The organism is Paenibacillus sp. MER 99-2 (assembly GCF_023714095.1).
Lineage (GTDB): Bacteria > Bacillota > Bacilli > Paenibacillales > Paenibacillaceae > Paenibacillus.
Window position 1 is genome coordinate 26048 of the sequence record NZ_JAMAUZ010000006.1, and the last position, 20420, is coordinate 46467.

Consider the following 20420-nt stretch of genomic DNA (forward strand, 5'->3'; position numbering starts at 1 on the left):
TTCAAGTTGAGTTGGAAGTAAACAATGTTCACAACGATCAGCCGTTATGGAATTAACAAGATTAATGGATAACGCTGTAACTATTTCTGGAGGTGAATCCCTGAGAATCGGGGAAATCATTGGACATAATTACCATTATTAATTTAGCATTACTAGTTATCTTGATTGTATTAACCGCATTCTTCGTTGCATCCGAGTTCGCAGTTGTTAAGATTCGTACGTCACGAGTAGATCAACTGATCTTGGAAGGAAATAAGAAGGCTGTTCTTGCGAAAAAAGTCGTATCCGATTTGGATTATTATCTATCGGCCTGTCAGCTTGGTATTACCGTTACGGCTCTGGGACTTGGTGCCTTGGGTAAACCGACTGTGGAGAGACTATTATATCCGGTATTCGAATATCTGAGCGTATCGCCTGCCGTATCGTCGGTTGCCTCATATGCAATCGCCTTTATTTTAGTCACATTCCTTCACGTCGTGGTTGGTGAAATGGCACCCAAAACACTCGCAATTCAATTTTCGGAAAGATTGACGTTGCTGCTCTCACCACCGCTGTATTGGTTCGGTAAGATTATGTATCCTTTCATCTGGGCGCTAAACGGTACATCCCGTGTGATCCTTCGCGGATTCGGCGTGAAGCCAGCGGGTCACGAACAGGCTTATTCGGAAGATGAGATCAAGATAATTATGAGTCAGAGCTATGAGGGCGACGAGACGAATCGAACTAAGCTTTCTTATATGGAAAATGTCTTTGTATTCGATGAGCGCGTAGCTAAAGATATTATGGTACCGAGAACAGAATTGGTTACACTGGATCAGGAGATGGTCTACGATGAGATCATTCCGATTCTAGATGAACACAACTACTCGCGTTATCCTGTCGTCGAAGAGGGCGATAAAGACCGTATTGTTGGTATGGTCAACGTGAAGAAGATTTTGCCTGACATGGTTACTCGCAGAGAATATCAACTCTCGCATTTTGTTCGTGAAATTCCTTTCGTTTCGGAAATTACCCGTATCCAGGATGCGATGATCAAAATGCAGCAAGAACGAGTGCATATGGCTGTAGTCGTGGATGAATATGGGGGGACATCGGGAATCCTGACGATGGAGGATATTCTAGAGGAGCTCGTTGGTGAAATTCGTGACGAATTCGATGCCGACGAAGTCGCAGATATCCAAGAGACGGGTGAGAACCAGTACCTCATTAACGGTCGTGTCCTATTAGACGAACTGGAGAGACAGTTTGGGTTGAATTTTGAAGGTAATGAAGAGATGGATACCGTTGCAGGCTGGATTCAGTTCCAAAAGGGAGTTCGCGTTGACAACGGAGATACCGTTGAGCACGGTGACTATGTCTGGACGGTCGTTGAAACCGATAATTATCAGATCAAGCAGGTACTACTGGAGCGTACCAACGGGGCAGAAGTTGAGGTTCCGACCAGCAGTGTATCTGATTAAGGCCATTTTAAAGTGAAGTGAATGCTTGAATGATGGAGTTCAACACATGAAATATAATTTACTTGGAGGTGAATCCCTCATCTGAGGGAAATCATTGGACGGAATAATAGCCTTGAATTTATTTTTGGTCGCGGTATTTATCGGACTGACTGCATTCTTCGTAGGAGCCGAATTTGCAATTCTTAAAGTCCGAATGTCTCGAATAGATCAATTGATCTCTGAGGGAAATAAGAAAGCAGTACTTGCTAAGAAGGTTGCACACGATCTGGACTACTACCTCTCTGCCTGTCAGTTGGGGATTACGATTACAGCTCTCGTGTTAGGGGCATTAGGTGAACCTACCGTAGAGAAAATGTTGCATCCGTTGTTTGACCGCTTAGAAGTACCAGCGGCTTTATCTACTGTGTTATCTTATGGTATTGCGCTTGCCATCATTACGTTCTTGCACGTAGTTATTGGTGAGTTGGCACCTAAGACGCTTGCGATTCAATTTGCTGAGCGCATGACTCTGTTGTTAGCACCACCTTTGTACTGGTTCGGTAAGATCATGAACCCGTTCATCTACGCACTTAATGGTGCTGCTCGTCTTCTGCTTGGTATTTTTGGAGTTAAACCAGCAGGGCACGATACTGTTCACTCCGAGGAGGAGTTGAAGCTCATCGTGGCTCAGAGTTATGAGAGCGGAGAGATTAATCAGACTGAGCTCGACTATCTGAAAAATATCTTTGCTTTTGATGAACGTCTCCTACAAGAGATTATGATTCGTAGAGAAAAAATCGTTACGCTGGAAAAGGAAATGCCTATTGATCGCATGATTGAAGTTCTGAACCAGCATGAATATACACGTTATCCTGTTGTCGCAGGTGGAGATCAATCTCATTTTATCGGATTCATTAATACGAAAGAGATGCTGACAAGTGTGGCAGCAGGGCGAGAGTTCAACATGAACACCTTTGTTCATGACATGCCTAAATTCTCAGAGAAATCCCCGATTAAGGATGTTCTTATTCAGATGCAACAGAGTCGCGTTCATATTGCTGCCGTGCATAATGAGCAAGGCGAAACGGTCGGTATGGTCACGATGGAGGACATTCTGGAAGAAATCGTTGGCGATATCAAAGACGAATATGAACACAAGGATCTCGTGAATCCACCGAAAAGACTGAAATTGGTATAACCGAAATTCAAGATTTAACTTTTTAGAACGGGTTATCCCGTAATGAAGAAATAGGGTAAGCTAAGGCAGATTTCCGATTGAATCGGGAATCTGTCTTTTTATTTTGGATAAATTATATTGAAGAAGATGGACAACTAGCCCGAAGGATAGATATATAAAGCAATAAATCTTAAATTTAAAATAAATGCTTGCAATTTGAATGGGGATGAATTAATATAAATTTAAAGAATCTTAAATTAAAGATAAAAAACAACGAGAATAAATAACAACTTCAAAATTAAATGCTCAACCAACTAAAATTAAGGGAGTGGATGTTATGTTCAGAACTTCAGGAATTCACCATGTTACCGCTTTTGTAGACGATGCACAGAAAAATGTTGATTTTTACGCCGGTGTACTGGCTTTGAGATTGGTGAAAAAAACAATTAACTTCGATGCACCAGATGTGTATCATCTGTATTACGGGAATGAAGGCGGAGCGCCTGGAACAATTATCACGTTCTTCCCACAGCAAGATGCAAGAAGAGGCGTGATCGGTTCAGGTCAAACGGGGGTAACGGTCTACGCAATTCCGGTAGGCAGCTTGCCTTTCTGGAAAGAACGCCTTGCTTCATTTGATATTCCTTTTGAAAATAAAACACGGTTTGGCGAGCAGTACATTCGTTTCTTCGATAAAGGTGGTCTGCTGCTTGAACTGGTTGAACGTGAAGAAGGTCAGCCTAGCCAGTGGACATTTAATGGTGTAACACCAGAGCACGCGATCAAAGGCTTTGGGGGCGCTGTATTGTTCAGCCATGTACCAGAAAAAACGATTCACGTGCTAGAAACGATGCTTGGTCTGGAGCAAGTAGGAGAAGAGGATGGAATCATCCGTCTACGTGCCACAGGTGACCTCGGTCAACTCATTGACATTCAATCGACAGGCATCCAGCGGGGCATCGGTGGAGCTGGGACGGTACACCATATTGCTTGGCGTGCGAAAGACTACACCGAGCATGAACAAGTACAGAAAGATCTGGAACAAGCAGGTTATTATCCAACACCGATCATTGACCGTCAGTACTTTAACGCCGTGTATTTCAGAGAGCCGGGAGGTATATTGTTCGAGCTGGCTACCGATCCACCAGGATTTGCACGGGACGAACCACAGGAGAGCATGGGCGAGAAATTAATGTTGCCTGAATGGTACGAACCACAACGTGAACAGATTGAACAGATGTTGCCACCAATTCAAGTACGCGAATGGAAAGGAGACGCAAAATAATGACACATACAATGAAACATATCTATAAAGCAGGTTCACAGCCTGATGCACCGACATTGCTCTTGCTTCACGGCACAGGAGGCACGGAAAATGATCTCATTGGACTGGCTGAGATGATTGCACCTGGAGCTGGTATCCTGGGGGTACGTGGAAATGTATCTGAAAACGGTATGCCTCGCTTCTTCCGTCGTTTAGCCGAAGGTGTATTTGATGAACCAGATCTGATCGCACGGACAGCAGAACTTGGCGCGTTCATTGATGCAGCAGCTGTAGAATATGGCTTTGACCGCTCGAATGTCATTGCCCTTGGTTACTCCAATGGAGCCAATATTGCTGCAAGCCTTATCTTCCATCAGGCAGATGTGTTCAAAGGAGCCATTCTCCATCATCCTATGGTACCCCTACGTGGACTTGAGCTGCCTGATCTGAAAGGATTGCCTGTATACATTGGAGCAGGAGAGAATGACCCTATCGTGCCTAAACGGGAAACCGAAGAGCTGGCGAGCCTGCTCAGCGAAGCTGGAGCTACCGTGCACATGCACTGGGAGCGTCAGGGACATCAGCTTACACGTACCGAGGCAGAAGGCGCAGCAGCATGGTTTGCGTCTCAGGCGTGAGTCTTTACGGAGTGACGGATATCCAATCATGGATAACCGTTCTATGTGAGCAGTCGTTAGACAGCTTGATCTTTAGAGATCAGGCTGTTTTTCTTTTTTGCTACAAAAGAATAGGGACAACCGTTATGTAAACGTTGCGAATGGGGTAAACATTTGAAAGTGCATTACTTAACCATGTATGCTTAATTTATATAAAAGATCATGAACTGGAGGGGTTATTATGGAACGAAACATCAAAGAATTGGTACAGCGGATGACTTTGGAAGAAAAAGCGGGCATGTGCTCAGGTCTCGATTTCTGGCATCTGAAAGGGGTGGAGCGTCTCGATATCCCATCCATCATGGTAACGGACGGGCCTCATGGATTACGTAAGCAGGATTCCAGTGCTGATCATCTGGGATTGATGGCAAGTGTGCCTGCAACGTGTTTTCCTTCTGCCGCAGGGCTGGCAAGTTCATGGGACACCGAATTAGCGCGTCAGGTCGGGGTTGCGCTTGGTGAAGAATGTCAGGCGGAGGACGTAGCCGTGCTGCTTGGGCCAGGGGTTAATATTAAACGTTCACCACTAGGTGGGCGTAACTTTGAATATTTTTCCGAGGATCCCTTGTTGTCCACACGTATGGCAGCGGGTCATATTAAGGGAGTACAGAGTCAGGGTGTAGGTACGTCGTTGAAACATTTTGCTGTGAACAATCAGGAAGAGCGACGTATGTCGATTGATGCTGTTGTAGATGAACGAACGCTACGTGAGATTTATCTTGCGAGCTTCGAGGGTGCAGTGAAGGAGGCTCAGCCATGGACAGTGATGAACTCCTATAACAAGGTCAATGGGACTTATGCGGGTGAGAATGAATGGTTGCTTACGGATATCCTCAAAGACGAATGGGGTCATGAAGGCATTGTTGTGTCAGACTGGGGTGCTGTGAACGAACGTGCGGATGCGCTTGCGGCAGGAATGGAGCTGGAGATGCCGGCAAGCGGCGGAATTGGTGAACGTAAGGTCATTGATGCTGTAGAGAAAGGCGAACTGTCTCTGGAGAAGCTGAATCGGGCAGTAGAGCGATTGCTTACATTGATCTTCAAAGCGGTGGATCATAAGAAGGAAAATGCAACATATGACAAAGAGGCACACCATCAGCTTGCGCGCAAGGTAGCTTCGGAGAGCATGGTTTTGCTGAAAAATGAGGAGAACATCTTACCGCTACAACGTGAAGGTTCTGTAGCACTTATCGGTGCCTTTGCACGTAAACCTCGCTTTCAGGGCGGTGGCAGTTCTCATATTAATCCAACCCAGGTGGATGATATTGTGGATGAAATGACGCGTGTGGCGGGTGACGAGGTGAAGCTCACCTATGCACCAGGGTACCGAATTGAAGCAGATGATGTGGACGAGTCCTTGATGGCTGATGCCATTCAGACGGCTCAGACGGCGGACACGGCGATTGTGTTCGTAGGATTGCCAGATCGCTATGAATCAGAAGGGTATGATCGTTCGCATCTGCGCCTACCAGACAACCATATTCGCCTCATTGAAGAGGTGGCTAAGGTACAATCCCGTGTCATCGTCGTCCTAAGCAACGGATCGCCTGTGGAAATGCCATGGTTGCCTAAGGTACAAGCTGTGCTTGAAGCATATCTAGGTGGTCAAGCCGTTGGTGGTGCAATCGCTGATCTATTGTATGGTGAGGTAAATCCGTCGGGTAAACTGGCAGAGACATTCCCTGCGCAGCTCAGTCATAATCCGTCTTATCTTAATTTCCCGGGTGAGGGTGATCGGGTCGATTACCGCGAAGGAATTTTTGTAGGATATCGATATTATGACACCAAACAGATCGATCCCTTGTTCCCTTTTGGATACGGTCTGAGTTATACGACATTTGAATATGCTGATCTCACGGTGAATCGCACGGAACTGACGGATCAGGATGAGGTGCAGGTAAGTGTTCGTGTAACCAACACGGGGGACAGAGCCGGTAAAGAAATCATACAGCTCTACATCCGTGATGTAGAGAGCACGGTTATTCGTCCAGCTAAGGAGTTGAAGGCATTCGCCAAAATTCAGCTGGAGCCGGGTCAATCGGAGGTCATTGGCTTCACCTTGGATAAGCGTTCGTTTGCTTATTATAATGTGGATATGAAGGATTGGCATGTAGAGACGGGAGAATTCGAGATTCAGGTGGGAAGTTCTTCGCGGGACATTCATTTACAGACACGAGTAACCGTAGAATCGACGGCGACCTTTATCCCAACGTATACACGTAATAGTACACTTGGGGATATTCAGCGTGACCCTGCCAATAAGCAGCTGTTGGAGCAGGCATTGAAGCAATTCCAGGAAGCAAGCGGCTTTGGCGGTGATGATGCTGGAGACCATGCAGATATGATGGATGCCATGATGAAATATATGCCACTACGTGCTCTCGTTGCCTTTAGTGGCGGAGCTATGAGCGAAGAGGACATGAACGAACTGTTGGAAAAACTGAACAACAAGGATCATGGCATTCGAGCATAATGGTTATTGTGGAAGCATGATATCCACGGATGAGTGGATGTATATAAGGTTGAACCCGATCCAATGATGGATCGGGTTTTCTTTCCTTTTAGTGTAGTGAGCAAAGAACATCTAGATAGGAGAAGAGCGAGAAGAGAATGAAGTCGGTTTACTATGCTTGTCGTAAAGTGAAGAATATTTTATAATTAACTGATAATCATTTTCAATTAGATTCGGTTTAGGATGACTATACAAATAAACAGGAGGAGAAATATGGATCATCGTCCTGGCTTACATACGTTTGGCTCAAGTGCATATATTCAGACCCGTGATGGACGGAAGCTGCATTATATGTCTAAGGGAACAGGTGAACTGACAGTTGTATTTGAATCTGGTATGGGGCTCTCAAGGTCTACCTGGGGGCTTGTTGCACCAGCTATTGCTGGGCATGCACGTGCAATCGTATATGACAGAGCAGGGGCGGGACGAAGTGAAGTAGATTCTGCTCCGCGCAGTCTGAACCGAATGGCAGGAGATTTGGGAGAAGTGCTGTCTGCGCTGGGGTCAGGACCGTTCATTCTTGTTGGACATAGCTGGGGAGGTCCCATTGTTCGCACTGCTGCGGCTGCCAATCCATCCCAACTACGAGGAATTGTACTGGTTGACCCATCAGATGAGCATTGCGAGTTATATTTCTCCAGTCTGGCTAAAAAAGGCTTTGCCTTGAATAGCTTCCTTATTCCGATCATGGCACATACGGGTTTATATCGTTTGCTCGGAAGTAAGGCTGGAAAGGTTCAGCCTGATGATGTTGTAGCAGATCATCTCCAAGAAGATTTCACGGTGCAAGCAGCAAAAACGATGCTTGCTGAAGGCAAACCGTTTCTGGATGATATGACAGCATTGCTGGAGCGGCCTCCAGTTCTGGGTGGTCTTGAAGTTAGCGTGATCTCAGGAACTAAACCGGGCAAGGGAGAGGGGAAGATTAGACCTGCTCTCATTGCGGCGCATCGTCAGACTGTGAGCAAACTGTCCAATGCAAGATGGATTGGCGCAGATCAGTCCGGTCATCTGGTTATGTATACAGACCCTCAGGTTATTATTGATGAAGTTGTACGAATGATAAATAATGCGAGCTCAGGCGCAACAATAGAGCAAAAGTGATACAATAATAAAAAAAGAGAGCAGTGCAAGAGCATTGCAGCCAATATAAGTGGAGTGTGGAGATCAGATGAAACCAGTTGAACCAACGGGTACCATGAGTCCCGGACATGTCGGTGTTGGCATGGAAGATATCGTACGCGCACATCATGTGCTGCGTGAAGTCATTGTACGGACACCTCTACAGCGTGATGCTGTATTGTCGGCCAAATATAATTGTAATGTGTATTTAAAAAGAGAAGACCTTCAAGTGGTGCGTTCTTTCAAAATTCGGGGCGCTTATAACATGATTCGCAGCCTTACTCCGGCAGAGATGGAGAAAGGCATTGTCTGTGCAAGTGCGGGGAACCATGCGCAAGGTGTGGCTTTCTCATGTAACGCACTTGGAATCCACGGCAAAATCTTCATGCCGAGCACGACGCCGAACCAAAAGGTAAAGCAGGTACGTCGCTTCGGAGGCAGCAATGTTGAAGTGGTGCTGATTGGAGACACGTATGACGATGCATATGCAGAAGCGATGCGTGCATGTGATGAACAAGGAATGACGTTCATTCATCCGTTTGACCAACCGAAGATTATCGCAGGCAACGGAACAGTAGCGATGGAAATTATGGAGAGCCTTGACGAAAAAGCCGATTATGTATTCGTAACGATTGGTGGAGGCGGTCTGGCTGCTGGCGTTGGAACGTATATGAAGACAGTAAGTCCAGAAACGCGCATTATCGGCGTTGAACCGCTTGGTGCAGCTTCGATGAGTGAAGCGATGTTCCGCAAACAAGTGGTTACACTGGATGACATTGATAAATTTGTGGATGGTGCAGCCGTTAAACGGGTCGGTGATCTCACCTACAATATCTGTAGTGGAACGCTGGACGATATTGTGAAAGTCCCGGAAGGTAAGGCTTGTACAACCATTCTGGAGCTATACAATGAAAATGCGATTGTTGTTGAGCCTGCCGGATCACTTGCAGTGGCTGCACTGGATCAATACCGTGAGCAGATCGCAGGGAAGACTGTAGTTTGTGTTATTAGCGGCGGCAATAACGATATTGACCGGATGCAGGAGATCAAAGAGCGTTCCCTGATCTACGAAGGGCTGAAGTATTATTTCATGGTTAATTTCCCGCAACGTGCAGGAGCTCTGCGTGAATTCTTGGAAGAAGTTCTTGGTCCGGATGATGATATCACGCGGTTTGAATATACGAAGAAGCATGACAAAGAGAATGGACCAGCATTGGTAGGAATCGAACTGTTACACAAGGAAGATTACCAGCCATTGATCGAACGCATGAACCGTAAGGGCATTGCCTATACGGAACTAAACAAAAATCTTAATCTGTTCAATATGTTGATCTGATGAATGATTCCAACATGTCGATCAATGCTGGTTCTGAAGAGACGCGTTCCCTGATTCGACCAGCACGTAAAGAGGATGTAGATCAGGTTATTCCGTTACTGTACCAGGCCATTGGTGACATTGCTTATGCCTTGGCGGGTGAAGGTGAGCATGACGAGGCGATGCGTATTTTGCGACAGTTCTTCGTGCAGGAGGATAATCGGATCAGCTATCGTAATGTGACGGTCATGGAGCAAAATGAAGTTGTGGCAGGGATTCTAGTGGCCTATGACGGAAGCGAAGCAGATCTGCTGGATGAGCCGATTCGCAATCGACCTGGGCGCAGCCAGGATGAGAAGTATGCTCTAGTCAAAGAGACACGTCCGGGTGAGTACTATCTGGATACATTGTCCGTAAGTGAAGCCTATCAGGGGCAGGGGATTGGGCGAGCGCTGATGGCTGCTTTTGAAGAGAAGGGGCGCACTCTCGGGCACAAACAAGTATCCCTGATTGTTGAGCGAGATAACGGTCGTGCCTTGATGTTGTATGAACGACAGGGCTACGTCAAGGATGATGTGCTTGTTATTGCAGGTCATGAGTACAGTCATATGGTTAAGCCGGTGTAGTAGTCAGATGAATTGAAGAGCGAATGACACTGAAACAGAAATTTAATCTAGTTATAATTCAATTAGATTGGATTAAACCACAATTAAACACAAATTAAAACCGCGATAGGTCACAGCCTTCCGCGGTTTCTTTGTGTTTATTTTTATTTTAAGGCTGTCTCAGAAAGAGCAGCATTTAGCGAATAGAGTCGTCTGTTAGCGGAACATTCATGTCCAGCCAAGCTTCTACGGCAGTCGTTTTCTCGTATTTGGCTTCACGTACAACATCCATGAAGGCGGCAAGCTTATCGAGAAAAGGACTATCAGTGCTCGCCAGTCGCTGAATGACAGCTGTGTAACCTTTTTGTGCGTTAGGTACCATTTTATTCGTCTCGTAATCAAATAACGGCGTATTATTCAGTCCGTAGAAGGTGTACATGGTGTAGCTATCAAGCAGATTCTGCACTTGCTTCACCCGATTCGATGTTGGATATAGCTCTAGAAATTGCTCTTGATTACGAGCGCGAAGCAGTACTTCCTGATACCCGATGAGTAGTCCACCGTCTTCTGCTGGGATCTTTTTAGTCTCTGCAGCCATTATATTCAAGTAGTGTGAAATGTCTGGGGTTACATTGGCATTATATTTCTGGAAGGCAGAGTAGTTCATGATGGGATAAAGAGAACCCTCAATCATGACGAGTTTGTAGCCACTATCGCGCGCTTCTTTTAACAGGCTCTGTAGACTGCTATCCTGAGTACGCTTCATTAATCCCGTGAAAGTATCATTCCAATGATAAATCTTCATCATCTTGTCCTGCACATTCGGAACCAGCATGCGGTCAGTCATGGCAGTTAATGATTTTAACCGAGCATTCTCTAATTGCAATACCATCAAGGTTAGATGATGAGATGTGACTTGTGTGATTCGGTTCGTTAGATAGGCGTCCGCAGCGATTAAGCCGTTCTTTTGTTTGAGCTTGGACTGAAACGTTGTATAGATTGCCTTAGAACTATTAGTCGTTACTTTGGCATCGGTCTGTGTTGAAGCGGCGGCAGCGACTCCTGCCGTGCCTGCCACTCCGGATTGAAGCAGCAGTGCAAGTGCCGTTGCTGTCATGATGATGCGGAGTCCGTTACGTTTGGCTGATGGGTACGAAGGTGTCATCTGTATAAACCTCCCGTAGATTAGAAAAGTGTAAGTAGGTCGAAATCCAATAATTCCATTTGTTCTAACATAAACGATTTGAATCGAGATGTTGTTTCGGAATAATGACAAAAAGTTCTGTTATTTTTAACCTTTGATAGGTAGAAGGTGGAAGGGTATTTCTGTAAAAATATATTTTGGATGGATGGAAACTTTTTCACAAGTCCAAACGTCATAGATGTACACAGGAAATTACAGGAATTAATTGTGATGAAATGAATACATTTTGCAGTTCACTATATGAAAAGAATGGGGATATTGGGAGATGAGGAAAGCGGGAGGAAATCAAGTTAAAAAGGTGATGTCAGCGTTGGCGGTATCAGCGATGTTGATGTCAGCACTACCAACGTCGGTTATGGATGCTGCTGCGAGAATTAGCATTTATATCAATGATGCAGAGATATCTTCAGCTCAGGCACCTGTAATGAAGGGTGGACGTGTACTGGTTCCATTAAGATCGATCTTCGAAGGATTGGATGCCAAAGTACAATATACGAACAAAACCAAAACAATTAAGGCAACACGGGGAGATCAGGAGGTCTCATTGACGCTGGGATCCAAAGTTGCTTACATCAACGGAGAAGCTGTAGCACTGGATGTACCTGCTAACACGATTAAAGGAAATACGATGGTTCCGATTCGATTTGTGAGCGAAGCTTTTGGGGAAAAAGTATTCTGGAACTCCCGTATGCAGCGGGTAGATATTAAGAAAACGGAAGCACCCCCTGTGGATGATACGCAATATTCAGCATGGAATATTTACGGCTCAGTATCCGGAAGTAATGGAGATGGGCGCGATCTGACGGTAAGCTTCACACGTCCAACTTCGGAAAGAGCAGTGTCGGCTTATCGTGTCATGCTGGTCAAAACCCGTGATGTGAATGGCTTCAACGAGACTTCGGCAACAGCCGTACCGTCTGCAAACTATACATCCATTACACCGAATGGCAATAACCCTAAGTTGACACTCAACGCACAGACGCGAGATGTGAATGGAGATCTGTTGAACTCCAATGAAACCTATCGCTTGTATGTACTTACAGTGGGCAATAACAACAATAACTATAAAAATACACTCAGCTGGTCTTCTCAAACGTTGAAATTATCCGCAGTGAAGACAGCCGTTCAATCCGTGACTAGCTTGCGTGCAGCTGACATTAGTGATTACGGCGATGGACGCGATCTGGAGATTAACTTCACGCAACCGAGCAATACGTCTAACATTACGTATTATCGTGCGTTCGTAGTGAAAGCGAAGGATGCTTCTTCATTCAACCTAGCTGCAGCCAACAAAGTGAGTAACTCCAATTCAACGATTATCTATAAAGCAAATACGCAGACGATGAAGAGCCAGTTCAGCTCATCCACGCGTGATACATCCGGAGAAATCATCAAAAATGGCACAGCCTATGTTGTCTACATTCTGTCCGTGAGCACTAATGCGGCAACAACAGACAACAAACTGTCCGCTGCGTCTGCATCATTAACACTGGGGGTTAACGCTACAACAGCCCCTGTCATTACACAGGTTAAAGATAACTCGGACTATGGAGATGGACGCGATATTCAAGTGAGCTTCAACCGCTCATCGGATGAATCCAAAGTGTCGAGCTACCGTATCTTTGTAGTGCGTAACGCTGTATCGAGTAGCTTCAACTTGACTACAGCAAATAACTTATCATCTAACTTCTATTATACGGTGAACAAAACAGGCAATAACATCACGACAACGTTGCCTTCTTCGATGAAGGATACAAGCGGCTATAATGTGACGAACCTGCAGGATTATCGGATCTATGTACTGGCTGTAGGTAACAATGGTGCTGCCAATATATTGTCTTCTTCCTCAGCCGTGCTGAGATTGACGAACAACGGAAACGCAGGCGCGGTAAGTAACCTGACGGTTGCCGATGTAAGTGATTACGGGAATAGCCAGGATCTACGTGTTTCATTTACCAAAGCTACAGACGAATCTAGAGTGTCATCGTACCGCGTGTTCGTTGTTCCTTCTGGTAATGTAGGCAGCTTTACGCTGAATGCAGCGAATGCTTCATCTTACTATCAACAAGTGAACAAAACAGGAGGTAATCAGTCCTTCACACTTTCTTCTGGTCTACGGGATACCACGGGTACAACCATTAGAGAAGGTGTAAGCTACCGTGTGTTTGTTCTATCGGTAAGCAGCAGTGGGAACGCTAGCCAGAACTCATTGTCCGGTTATTCTCTGCCGATTACACTTACCAAAAATACTGCGCTGACTGCGCCAACCAATATTCAGCCTAAGGATATTGGGGATAATGGCGACGGCAGAGATTTGCAAGTCACGTTTAATAGATCGACGGATGAGACGAATGTAAGCCAATATCGCGTTTTTGTAGTAAGAGCGAATAGTAATTTCAATCTGGGAAATGCCAATGCACTGGGTAGTTCTTATTATAGAGCTGTTAGCAAAACAGGATCTAACCTAACGGTTAACTTCTTAAGGGATTCTAAGACAGTCGATGGTGACCCAATAGTTAATGGTGTGGATTATAGAGTCTATGTACTGGCAGTGAGTAGTAATAACTCCGTTGCTAATGTGTTGTCTTCTCCATCAGGAACTATTAGATTGACAGCCACTACTGCGGTTGCGGCAGTGACTGGTGTTAAGGTAGAGGTAAAAACGCAAGGTCAAGCAGGGGATGCTTCAGATGTTTCTATAAGCTTTAACAAGTCAAATGATGATGGAATTGCTGGATACAGAGCATTCATCGTGCCACAAAATCAAGTGGGATCATTTGATATCAGTTCTGCGCAGGGAATTGGGAGTTATGTTACAATCCAAAAAAATGCTGCGGGTAACGCAATCGGGTTGAATACGGGGCATAAGGATATTAATAATAAGTCACTTACCCCTGGTCAGAAATATTCAGTGTTCGTTTTGTCCGTATCAGAAGATAGTAATAAACGTGCTTCTAATCTGTCTGCTGCTTCCAGTAGCTTTGAGATTTTAGCTCAAGCTCCTCAAATTGTAGATGTCAATAAAGCTACGATAAGTGGTTTTATAAATACCAGTACAGTATCCGATGCAAGTTATGAAGTAACTTTTAGTGCTCCAACAGATCAAACTGGGATCTCTGGATATGGACTATTTGTTGTTGAGGGAGCGGGTACTTTAGATCCAAGTTCAGCAGTCACAAACCTTAACTTCAACTCAGTTCAAACGAATGAAGTTAATGATGGGAAAATTAAAGTAACTTTATCTGCAAAGGATTCCGCTGGGAATCCCATTGAGGTTGGAAAGTCATACAAAGTGTATATTTTGTCCCTTACTAACGATACAACGAAATATAAAAGTGCTCTTTCTGGGGCATCTAATTCAGTTGAGTTGAAATTAGCTCAACCAACACAAGAAACACCTGCACCAACTACTTCACCAGCTGGAGATACATCGGGAACAGAAACTAATCCGGGTCCCACACTATAAGCTCGGAGTAAACAGTATGAAATAATATAACCATAAGCCATAAGTAACGCTTCCTTTCAATCCGAAAGGGGGCGTTATTTTTTTATTTAAGTACTTCCAATTTTACAGTATACAAATACAATTCTATTAATTTTAAGGGAACGTAATCAAATGCATTAACTCTTAAATTTAAAATTTATGTCGCCAAATAGGTTCCTTAGGCTGGTTGTCGAGTCAGACAAACAAAGGGATAATAGGAGGAATAAGCAGGAGAAGGACATGTACGAAAGGAATGATGGAATGCTCGCATTTCGCTTGACTGGCTTGCCGGATTCCCGGTTGCCGCTGTACTTGTATTGCGTTGGGACACATGAAGAGAAGCCGCAGCTCAGACCTGATGGGTTTCCGGTGTATCAACTGTTTTTGTCACGCACTGGCATGGGGAAATTGAAGATTGCCGGTAAGGGAGATTGGTCAGTGAATGCTGGGCAAATGTTTGTGATCGAACCTGGGGTAGCTTATGAGCATATGCCTCATTCCAAATCGGGTTGGGAACTTGGGTATATCGGCATTGGAGGAGAGTCCGCTAGATCAGTGCTTCATGCCGTGGGGCTGTTACATTCGGAACCTCGGAATCTGGAGGATATGGAGCAGTTTTGGTCACGAATGACTGATATCTGGACAGCGCTTGATCAAGGACGCACAGATGGATGGAACAACTCAGCCCTGATATATCAGCTTGTTCTGGATGTCGCACGTTGCAGGGTATCTCATGAAGAAGTTGGCTCGTTAGAAGGGGGGCAAACCTCCGTAATTGCTGCAGAGCGGGAGAATGATCCAGGGAGTGAGGCATTTGCTCGGGCAATTGAGTTGATGCATGTACACTATCAGGAGGATCTCTTGTTGAAGCATGTTGCGGAAGCGGTAGGTTATTCCGTACAGCATCTGAATCGTTTATTTCATCAGAAGCATGGGGTAACCGGACATCAGTACATGCAGCGTCTCAGATTGCAAAAAGCATCCAAATGGCTACAAGATCACCCTCAATCTAGTGTTAAAGAGGCGGCGGAGATGATCGGCATGGAAGTGAATTATTTTATACGCATGTTCAAACGTGAATTCGGGGAGACCCCTGGCAAGGAGATCAAACAGCGTAATCAGTTGAAGGCTAATCAAGACAGTCACCACTACTAAAAGGCGTTGTTAAACCTTGTAAACAATTCAGCTAGTTAAGGTTAAAAAGGCATCATTCATTCTTTTACCTCATAGCCGGTGACGATCTAAAATAGATAAACCAAAAAGGAGCCATAACGGCTCCTTTCTAATCTAAATTACGAATACCAATCTGGGGTACGTTCTACCTTGGTGGCGAGTTTAACCCTTCTTTTGACCAAAGAGAGGGCGTAACAACGCCAAGCCAACGATACCAATCACTAGACTAACCCACGGTGCAAGGTTAAACACGGGCAAGCTATCGCGCAATGGGTATCCCACGAACAAGACAAGCACAACGACAGCGAGGTAGATGACGATCCCGCGTATATTAATTTTCGGTACAGCATTTCTGTCCGCACCTTGATCATCCGGTCGCTCAGCTAGGCGGCGCAGCATCTCGACAAGAGCAATACCTCCTACGGCTGCCACGATGATTGAGAAAAGACTAATATGACTAAACGGCTCTATATCGCCATCTGTCCAACCGATAATTAAACCAGCTCCGCCCTGAATAAGCAGGATGAAGGACACGGATGCCCAGGCAATCATCGCATACCATTTTGGTGAGCGTGGTTGTTTCTGTGGCTGTATGTCATTCGTTTTAGGAGCCTCTGAATGCTTGGAGGCTTCGCTATCTTCTTCCTCATCGAGACCAAGTCCAGAGCGTACAGCCGCCTCTAGGTCGCTTCCATATAACTCCTGAGCAGAACGCCCATCCTTTTGCGCCTGAACGATCTCTTTTCCCACAGATAAAATCCACTCTTCTTGTGTTCTCTCATCCGCAGATGTGTTTCTAACAATGGAACTAATCTGGTTAAATAATTTCACGTTATCCGGTGTCATCTGACTCAATTCAGTCATTTGTCGATTCTGTATTTCTCTTAGCTTCTTATAGGAAATTCCCACTGCTTGCTCCCCCTGTCTAAACCCATTTCCGTCCCCACTGAAGTAGAAACCCTAACGGTAATTTAGTATACGGGAAGGGCTGTCTTTTCGCAAAGTCATTCCTTATAAAATAGCTGCTCATGGTTCTTCCATATCCAGATGCAGGCGAGAATAACACAGGTGCATAACAATACCAGCTTACCGTGAGCTCGGATCCATTCTATACACTGTTCCATAACATTCAATCCTTTCGCCAGAAGGCACGAGGGGAGTGTGAACTGTAGCCATTTCGTTATTTTTCCCATGGTTCCTTATTGCTATGCGTATGCGTGTCTGAACTCTCGTCTCATAATATTGCGATTGTGTGAATTGTGAATAAAGGAAGCCTGATTCCACCACAATAGTAGCATTTCCAAACGAAAATCTAAGGATGGGAGTGTGACTACGATGAATCAGTCCAACAATGATCTAACGCGAAAACTACTGATGAACAGTAATTCCCGCGGTGTGATGGAGGAGGTTGTTCCACTCGAGCAACAAACGGAGGATACAGAGGTCTCAGATGAACTCACAGAGGAAACGGAGCACGAGGGCAGCTTCTGGGAGAGTTCTGATTTTGCACATGAGCACGAGTGGCAGGGACAGACGGAGACTCATGCCATGTTCCGGCAAAGTTACGAGTAAACGTAGCATAGATGAATGAGCTTCAATCATATCCGTGTAAGTACAGAGGTTTCCATCTCAGGCAAATGAGTTGTTTGGGTGGAGCCTCTTTTGTATGTGTACATTTATGGAACGAAAGACACATTCAACAGGAATTTTGCATCGGATGAACAAATGTACATTCATTTTTGCGGCGTGCATGTCGATAAAATAACAATAAAGAGTGGCCGTTGTAGGCGCTATACTTTCCAATGCAAAGAGGATTGGACTCATGTTGACGTGGAGGTTCTGAGATGATAATATACTATTACAACTTTAATACACACTAAACTTATCGGATTTATATAATTAAAAAAGATATAGGTTCAAATTAATAACTTACATGAGAACGGAAAGGACAGAAATAACCGGAAGAAGCGAAGCGTTCGCCTTTATCCCCGGATTTATCCTTTTAGAAAAGGAATCAAAAAATCTGGGGATAACAGCGATCGGAAGGTTGTTCTGTCCTTGGAGGGACTAATGTAAGTAATTATTATATGACATATATAGTCAGGGAACGGAAAGGGGAAATCGGCATGGAGCGTCAGATCAGCATTCGCCATGGAGAGGAAGAATTAACAGCCACAATACATTATCCAGTGGTTAAGGACATTAAGGAGGCCAATCACCAACAGCGGGTTCCTTTGGCTGTCATCTGCCATGGGTTCGTGGGCAGTCGGATTGGGGTGGATCGTCTTTTTGTCAAAACTGCTCGTGAACTGGCTGAGGACGGATATCTGGTGCTGCGCTTCGATTATGTTGGCTGCGGGGAGAGCAGTGGTGAGTACGGGGCGGAGGGACTGGAGTCAATGATTGCTCAAACTCGCTCTGTACTGGACTATGCTGTAAATTGCAGTGATGTCGACCCGACCCGAGTGACGTTGATTGGTCATAGCTTAGGTGGCGCAGTGGCGCTGCTGACATCTGTTCGTGATAAACGTGTTAAGAATCTCGTCATGTGGTCATCGGTAGGTTATCCATTCAATGATATTGTGAAAATCACTGGACGGGAAGTATACGATGAAGGTGTGAAGCACGGTGCAGCTGACTATCTGGGATATAAATTCACACCGAAGTTCTTCGATTCATTGGCAGAGCATCAACCGTTTCAGGAGGCAGTCAAATTCAATGGGGATGTGCTGGTTGTTCATGGAACGTCAGATGAGATTATCCCAGTCGATTACGCATTCCTGTATCAAAAGGTATTCTGGATGCGTCAGGAAGGTCGCTGCGATAAGGAGATTATCTTCCAGGGAGATCACACCTTCTCTTCGGGCAAGGAGCGGGAACAGTTGATTACTCGGACTAGAGAGTGGCTAGGCGAGCGCCAGAAGATTGAACAGGATTGGCAACACTGGATGATCTAAGTCAAAAGTCACGGGGAGTAACTTGGAAAAGCGCCTCCTTCGGGGTAAAATAGAGAGGTAAGCATCCTATCCGTGTCTGGAGGTTGGCAGCAATGACATTACCCGCACTATTCATTGCGCATGGTTCTCCCACTCTGGCGTTGGAGAGCAGTGACTACACTCAATTTTTGAACGAGCTTGGAGACAGGCTGCCGGCTCCAAAGGCCGTCGTTGTATTTACCGCACACTGGGATTGTCCCGAGCCTTCGGTGACGATGGATGAGTCCCATCAGACCCTGCATGATTTTTACGGATACGCTTCAGCGATGTATAACATACAGTACCCTGCAGCTGGGCAGACCGATGTTGCGAGCGAGATTTGTGCGTTATTCTCACGTAGCAACTTGCCACATCGACCTGTTCGAGGACGCGGACTGGATCATGGCGTATGGGTGCCGCTGTTGCATATGTACCCCGAAGCCAACATTCCGGTTATTGCCGTATCGGTAGACTCGCTGCGTTCCCCGCAAGAGCAGTATGATATCGGACGCATGCTGGAGCAACTTAGACATGATAACGTGCTGATCATCGGTAGTGGTGGAACGGTTCACAATCTAAGAATGCTGGCACAGGATGATGAGCCACAAGACTGGGCCGTAGAGTTCGATGACTGGCTTGGGGAGCGTCTGCAGCAATGGAATACCAGAGAATTGTTTTTGTATGAAAAAAAAGCTCCTCATGCGCGGACGGCAGTTCCGTCCTATGGCATGGAACATCTGGCACCATTGTTCTACGCGATGGGCACAGCAGATATGTCTCGCACAGCGAAGCGATTGTTTCAATCGTATGCCAGCGGCACGTTAAGTTTGAATTGCTGGCAGTTTGGAGACGGCATATAACTTGGAGCAGATAAGAACAGACTAGATCTATGTCTATAAATAAACAAAAAGGTTCCTGCGGTCAGTTGGTTGACTGCGTGGAACCTTTTTTTGGTGTTCAGGGCGTCATAGCGTTGAAATATATTAAAGTACCACCTGTAGCCTCGCTTATAGGACTATTTGCGAATTTCGAACAACTCACATTCGGTACGTGAGTGATAGGCCAGTTCACTAACACTGGACTGAACAACAACGGTTTTCTCATCAAATCGGATGATAATACCTCCAGAGTCAATCTGGTGGTTATCTTTGAATACCCGGATTTTATGTTTTGAGGTCATGGCTTCCTGGAAATCGGCGTCAGTTACGAGACGGCGCTGCGTAGGCATAGAGATACTCCTTTGTTCTGTTGGACTTTATACCATCATAATATGGGATTCTATAGGTGAGCAAGTGTATGCAACTGGATATGAGCAGCTTGCGTTGTAACGCTTTGGAAAATTAGAGTTATATTTGTGATATATATCATTGCAAATGTAAAAATGTGCAAAAAAATAAAGTCTGTATAGCTAACGAAATGCTATATTCTTTTCCTGATCTATAAAGTAAACTAAGCGTAATCATGTTATATGCT

Annotated in this window: 16 protein-coding genes; 13 read left to right on the top strand and 3 right to left on the bottom strand. The window is 45.3% G+C overall.

Annotated elements, in window-relative coordinates; all coding sequences use genetic code 11:
• The first annotated feature begins 119 nt into the window (after positions 1-119).
• The 8 genes from M3636_RS21735 (at position 120) to M3636_RS21770 (ending at position 10132) form a co-directional block, all read left to right on the top strand.
• On the top strand, positions 120-1460 hold the full coding sequence (locus M3636_RS21735) for a hemolysin family protein (protein ID WP_251383984.1): 1341 nt from the start codon (positions 120-122) through the stop codon (positions 1458-1460).
• Between the two features lie 94 nt (positions 1461-1554).
• Positions 1555-2637: a hemolysin family protein gene (locus M3636_RS21740; RefSeq protein WP_128100277.1), complete on the top strand. Its 1083-nt coding sequence runs from the start codon at positions 1555-1557 to the stop codon at positions 2635-2637.
• Positions 2638-2953: 316 nt separating this feature from the next.
• Positions 2954-3901 carry a ring-cleaving dioxygenase gene (locus tag M3636_RS21745; protein ID WP_251383985.1) on the top strand — a complete coding sequence of 316 codons (948 nt, stop codon included), beginning with the start codon at positions 2954-2956 and terminating at the stop codon, positions 3899-3901.
• A gap of 11 nt (positions 3902-3912) precedes the next feature.
• Complete coding sequence (locus tag M3636_RS21750; protein ID WP_251384111.1) at positions 3913-4518, top strand: alpha/beta hydrolase; 606 nt, start codon at positions 3913-3915, stop codon at positions 4516-4518.
• 220 nt (positions 4519-4738) lie between these two features.
• Entirely contained in the window at positions 4739-7030 is a 2292-nt protein-coding gene (locus M3636_RS21755; protein WP_251383986.1) for a beta-glucosidase family protein, read from the top strand.
• A gap of 252 nt (positions 7031-7282) precedes the next feature.
• Positions 7283-8173, top strand: coding sequence for an alpha/beta fold hydrolase (locus M3636_RS21760; protein ID WP_251383987.1), 891 nt, complete (start codon positions 7283-7285; stop codon positions 8171-8173).
• 67 nt (positions 8174-8240) lie between these two features.
• On the top strand, positions 8241-9527 hold the full coding sequence (gene ilvA, locus M3636_RS21765) for a threonine ammonia-lyase IlvA (RefSeq protein ID WP_186323632.1): 1287 nt from the start codon (positions 8241-8243) through the stop codon (positions 9525-9527).
• Between the two features lie 14 nt (positions 9528-9541).
• Positions 9542-10132 (top strand): GNAT family N-acetyltransferase, encoded by a 591-nt coding sequence (locus M3636_RS21770; RefSeq protein WP_251383988.1) that lies wholly within the window; start codon positions 9542-9544, stop codon positions 10130-10132.
• A 175-nt stretch (positions 10133-10307) separates the two neighbouring features.
• On the opposite strand, the gene M3636_RS21775 is transcribed toward M3636_RS21770, so the two are convergent.
• Positions 10308-11276, bottom strand: coding sequence for a hypothetical protein (locus tag M3636_RS21775; RefSeq protein ID WP_251383989.1), 969 nt, complete (start codon positions 11274-11276; stop codon positions 10308-10310).
• A 304-nt stretch (positions 11277-11580) separates the two neighbouring features.
• Between M3636_RS21775 and M3636_RS21780 the strand changes: the two genes are divergently transcribed.
• Complete coding sequence (locus M3636_RS21780; RefSeq protein ID WP_251383990.1) at positions 11581-14781, top strand: copper amine oxidase N-terminal domain-containing protein; 3201 nt, start codon at positions 11581-11583, stop codon at positions 14779-14781.
• A 258-nt stretch (positions 14782-15039) separates the two neighbouring features.
• Positions 15040-15954, top strand: a complete 915-nt coding sequence (locus M3636_RS21785) for an AraC family transcriptional regulator (RefSeq protein ID WP_251383991.1) — start codon at positions 15040-15042, stop codon at positions 15952-15954.
• Positions 15955-16134: 180 nt separating this feature from the next.
• On the opposite strand, the gene M3636_RS21790 is transcribed toward M3636_RS21785, so the two are convergent.
• Positions 16135-16881, bottom strand: a complete 747-nt coding sequence (locus M3636_RS21790) for a DUF1129 family protein (RefSeq protein ID WP_251383992.1) — start codon at positions 16879-16881, stop codon at positions 16135-16137.
• A 426-nt stretch (positions 16882-17307) separates the two neighbouring features.
• Between M3636_RS21790 and M3636_RS21795 the strand changes: the two genes are divergently transcribed.
• The 3 genes from M3636_RS21795 (at position 17308) to M3636_RS21805 (ending at position 19807) form a co-directional block, all read left to right on the top strand.
• Positions 17308-17544, top strand: coding sequence for a hypothetical protein (locus M3636_RS21795; RefSeq protein ID WP_251383993.1), 237 nt, complete (start codon positions 17308-17310; stop codon positions 17542-17544).
• Between the two features lie 554 nt (positions 17545-18098).
• Positions 18099-18929, top strand: coding sequence for an alpha/beta hydrolase (locus M3636_RS21800; RefSeq protein ID WP_145410765.1), 831 nt, complete (start codon positions 18099-18101; stop codon positions 18927-18929).
• A gap of 92 nt (positions 18930-19021) precedes the next feature.
• Positions 19022-19807 (top strand): DODA-type extradiol aromatic ring-opening family dioxygenase, encoded by a 786-nt coding sequence (locus M3636_RS21805; RefSeq protein ID WP_251383994.1) that lies wholly within the window; start codon positions 19022-19024, stop codon positions 19805-19807.
• A gap of 155 nt (positions 19808-19962) precedes the next feature.
• Here M3636_RS21805 and M3636_RS21810 read toward each other — a convergent pair whose 3' ends face one another.
• Complete coding sequence (locus tag M3636_RS21810; protein ID WP_251383995.1) at positions 19963-20175, bottom strand: hypothetical protein; 213 nt, start codon at positions 20173-20175, stop codon at positions 19963-19965.
• Positions 20176-20420: the final 245 nt, after the last annotated feature.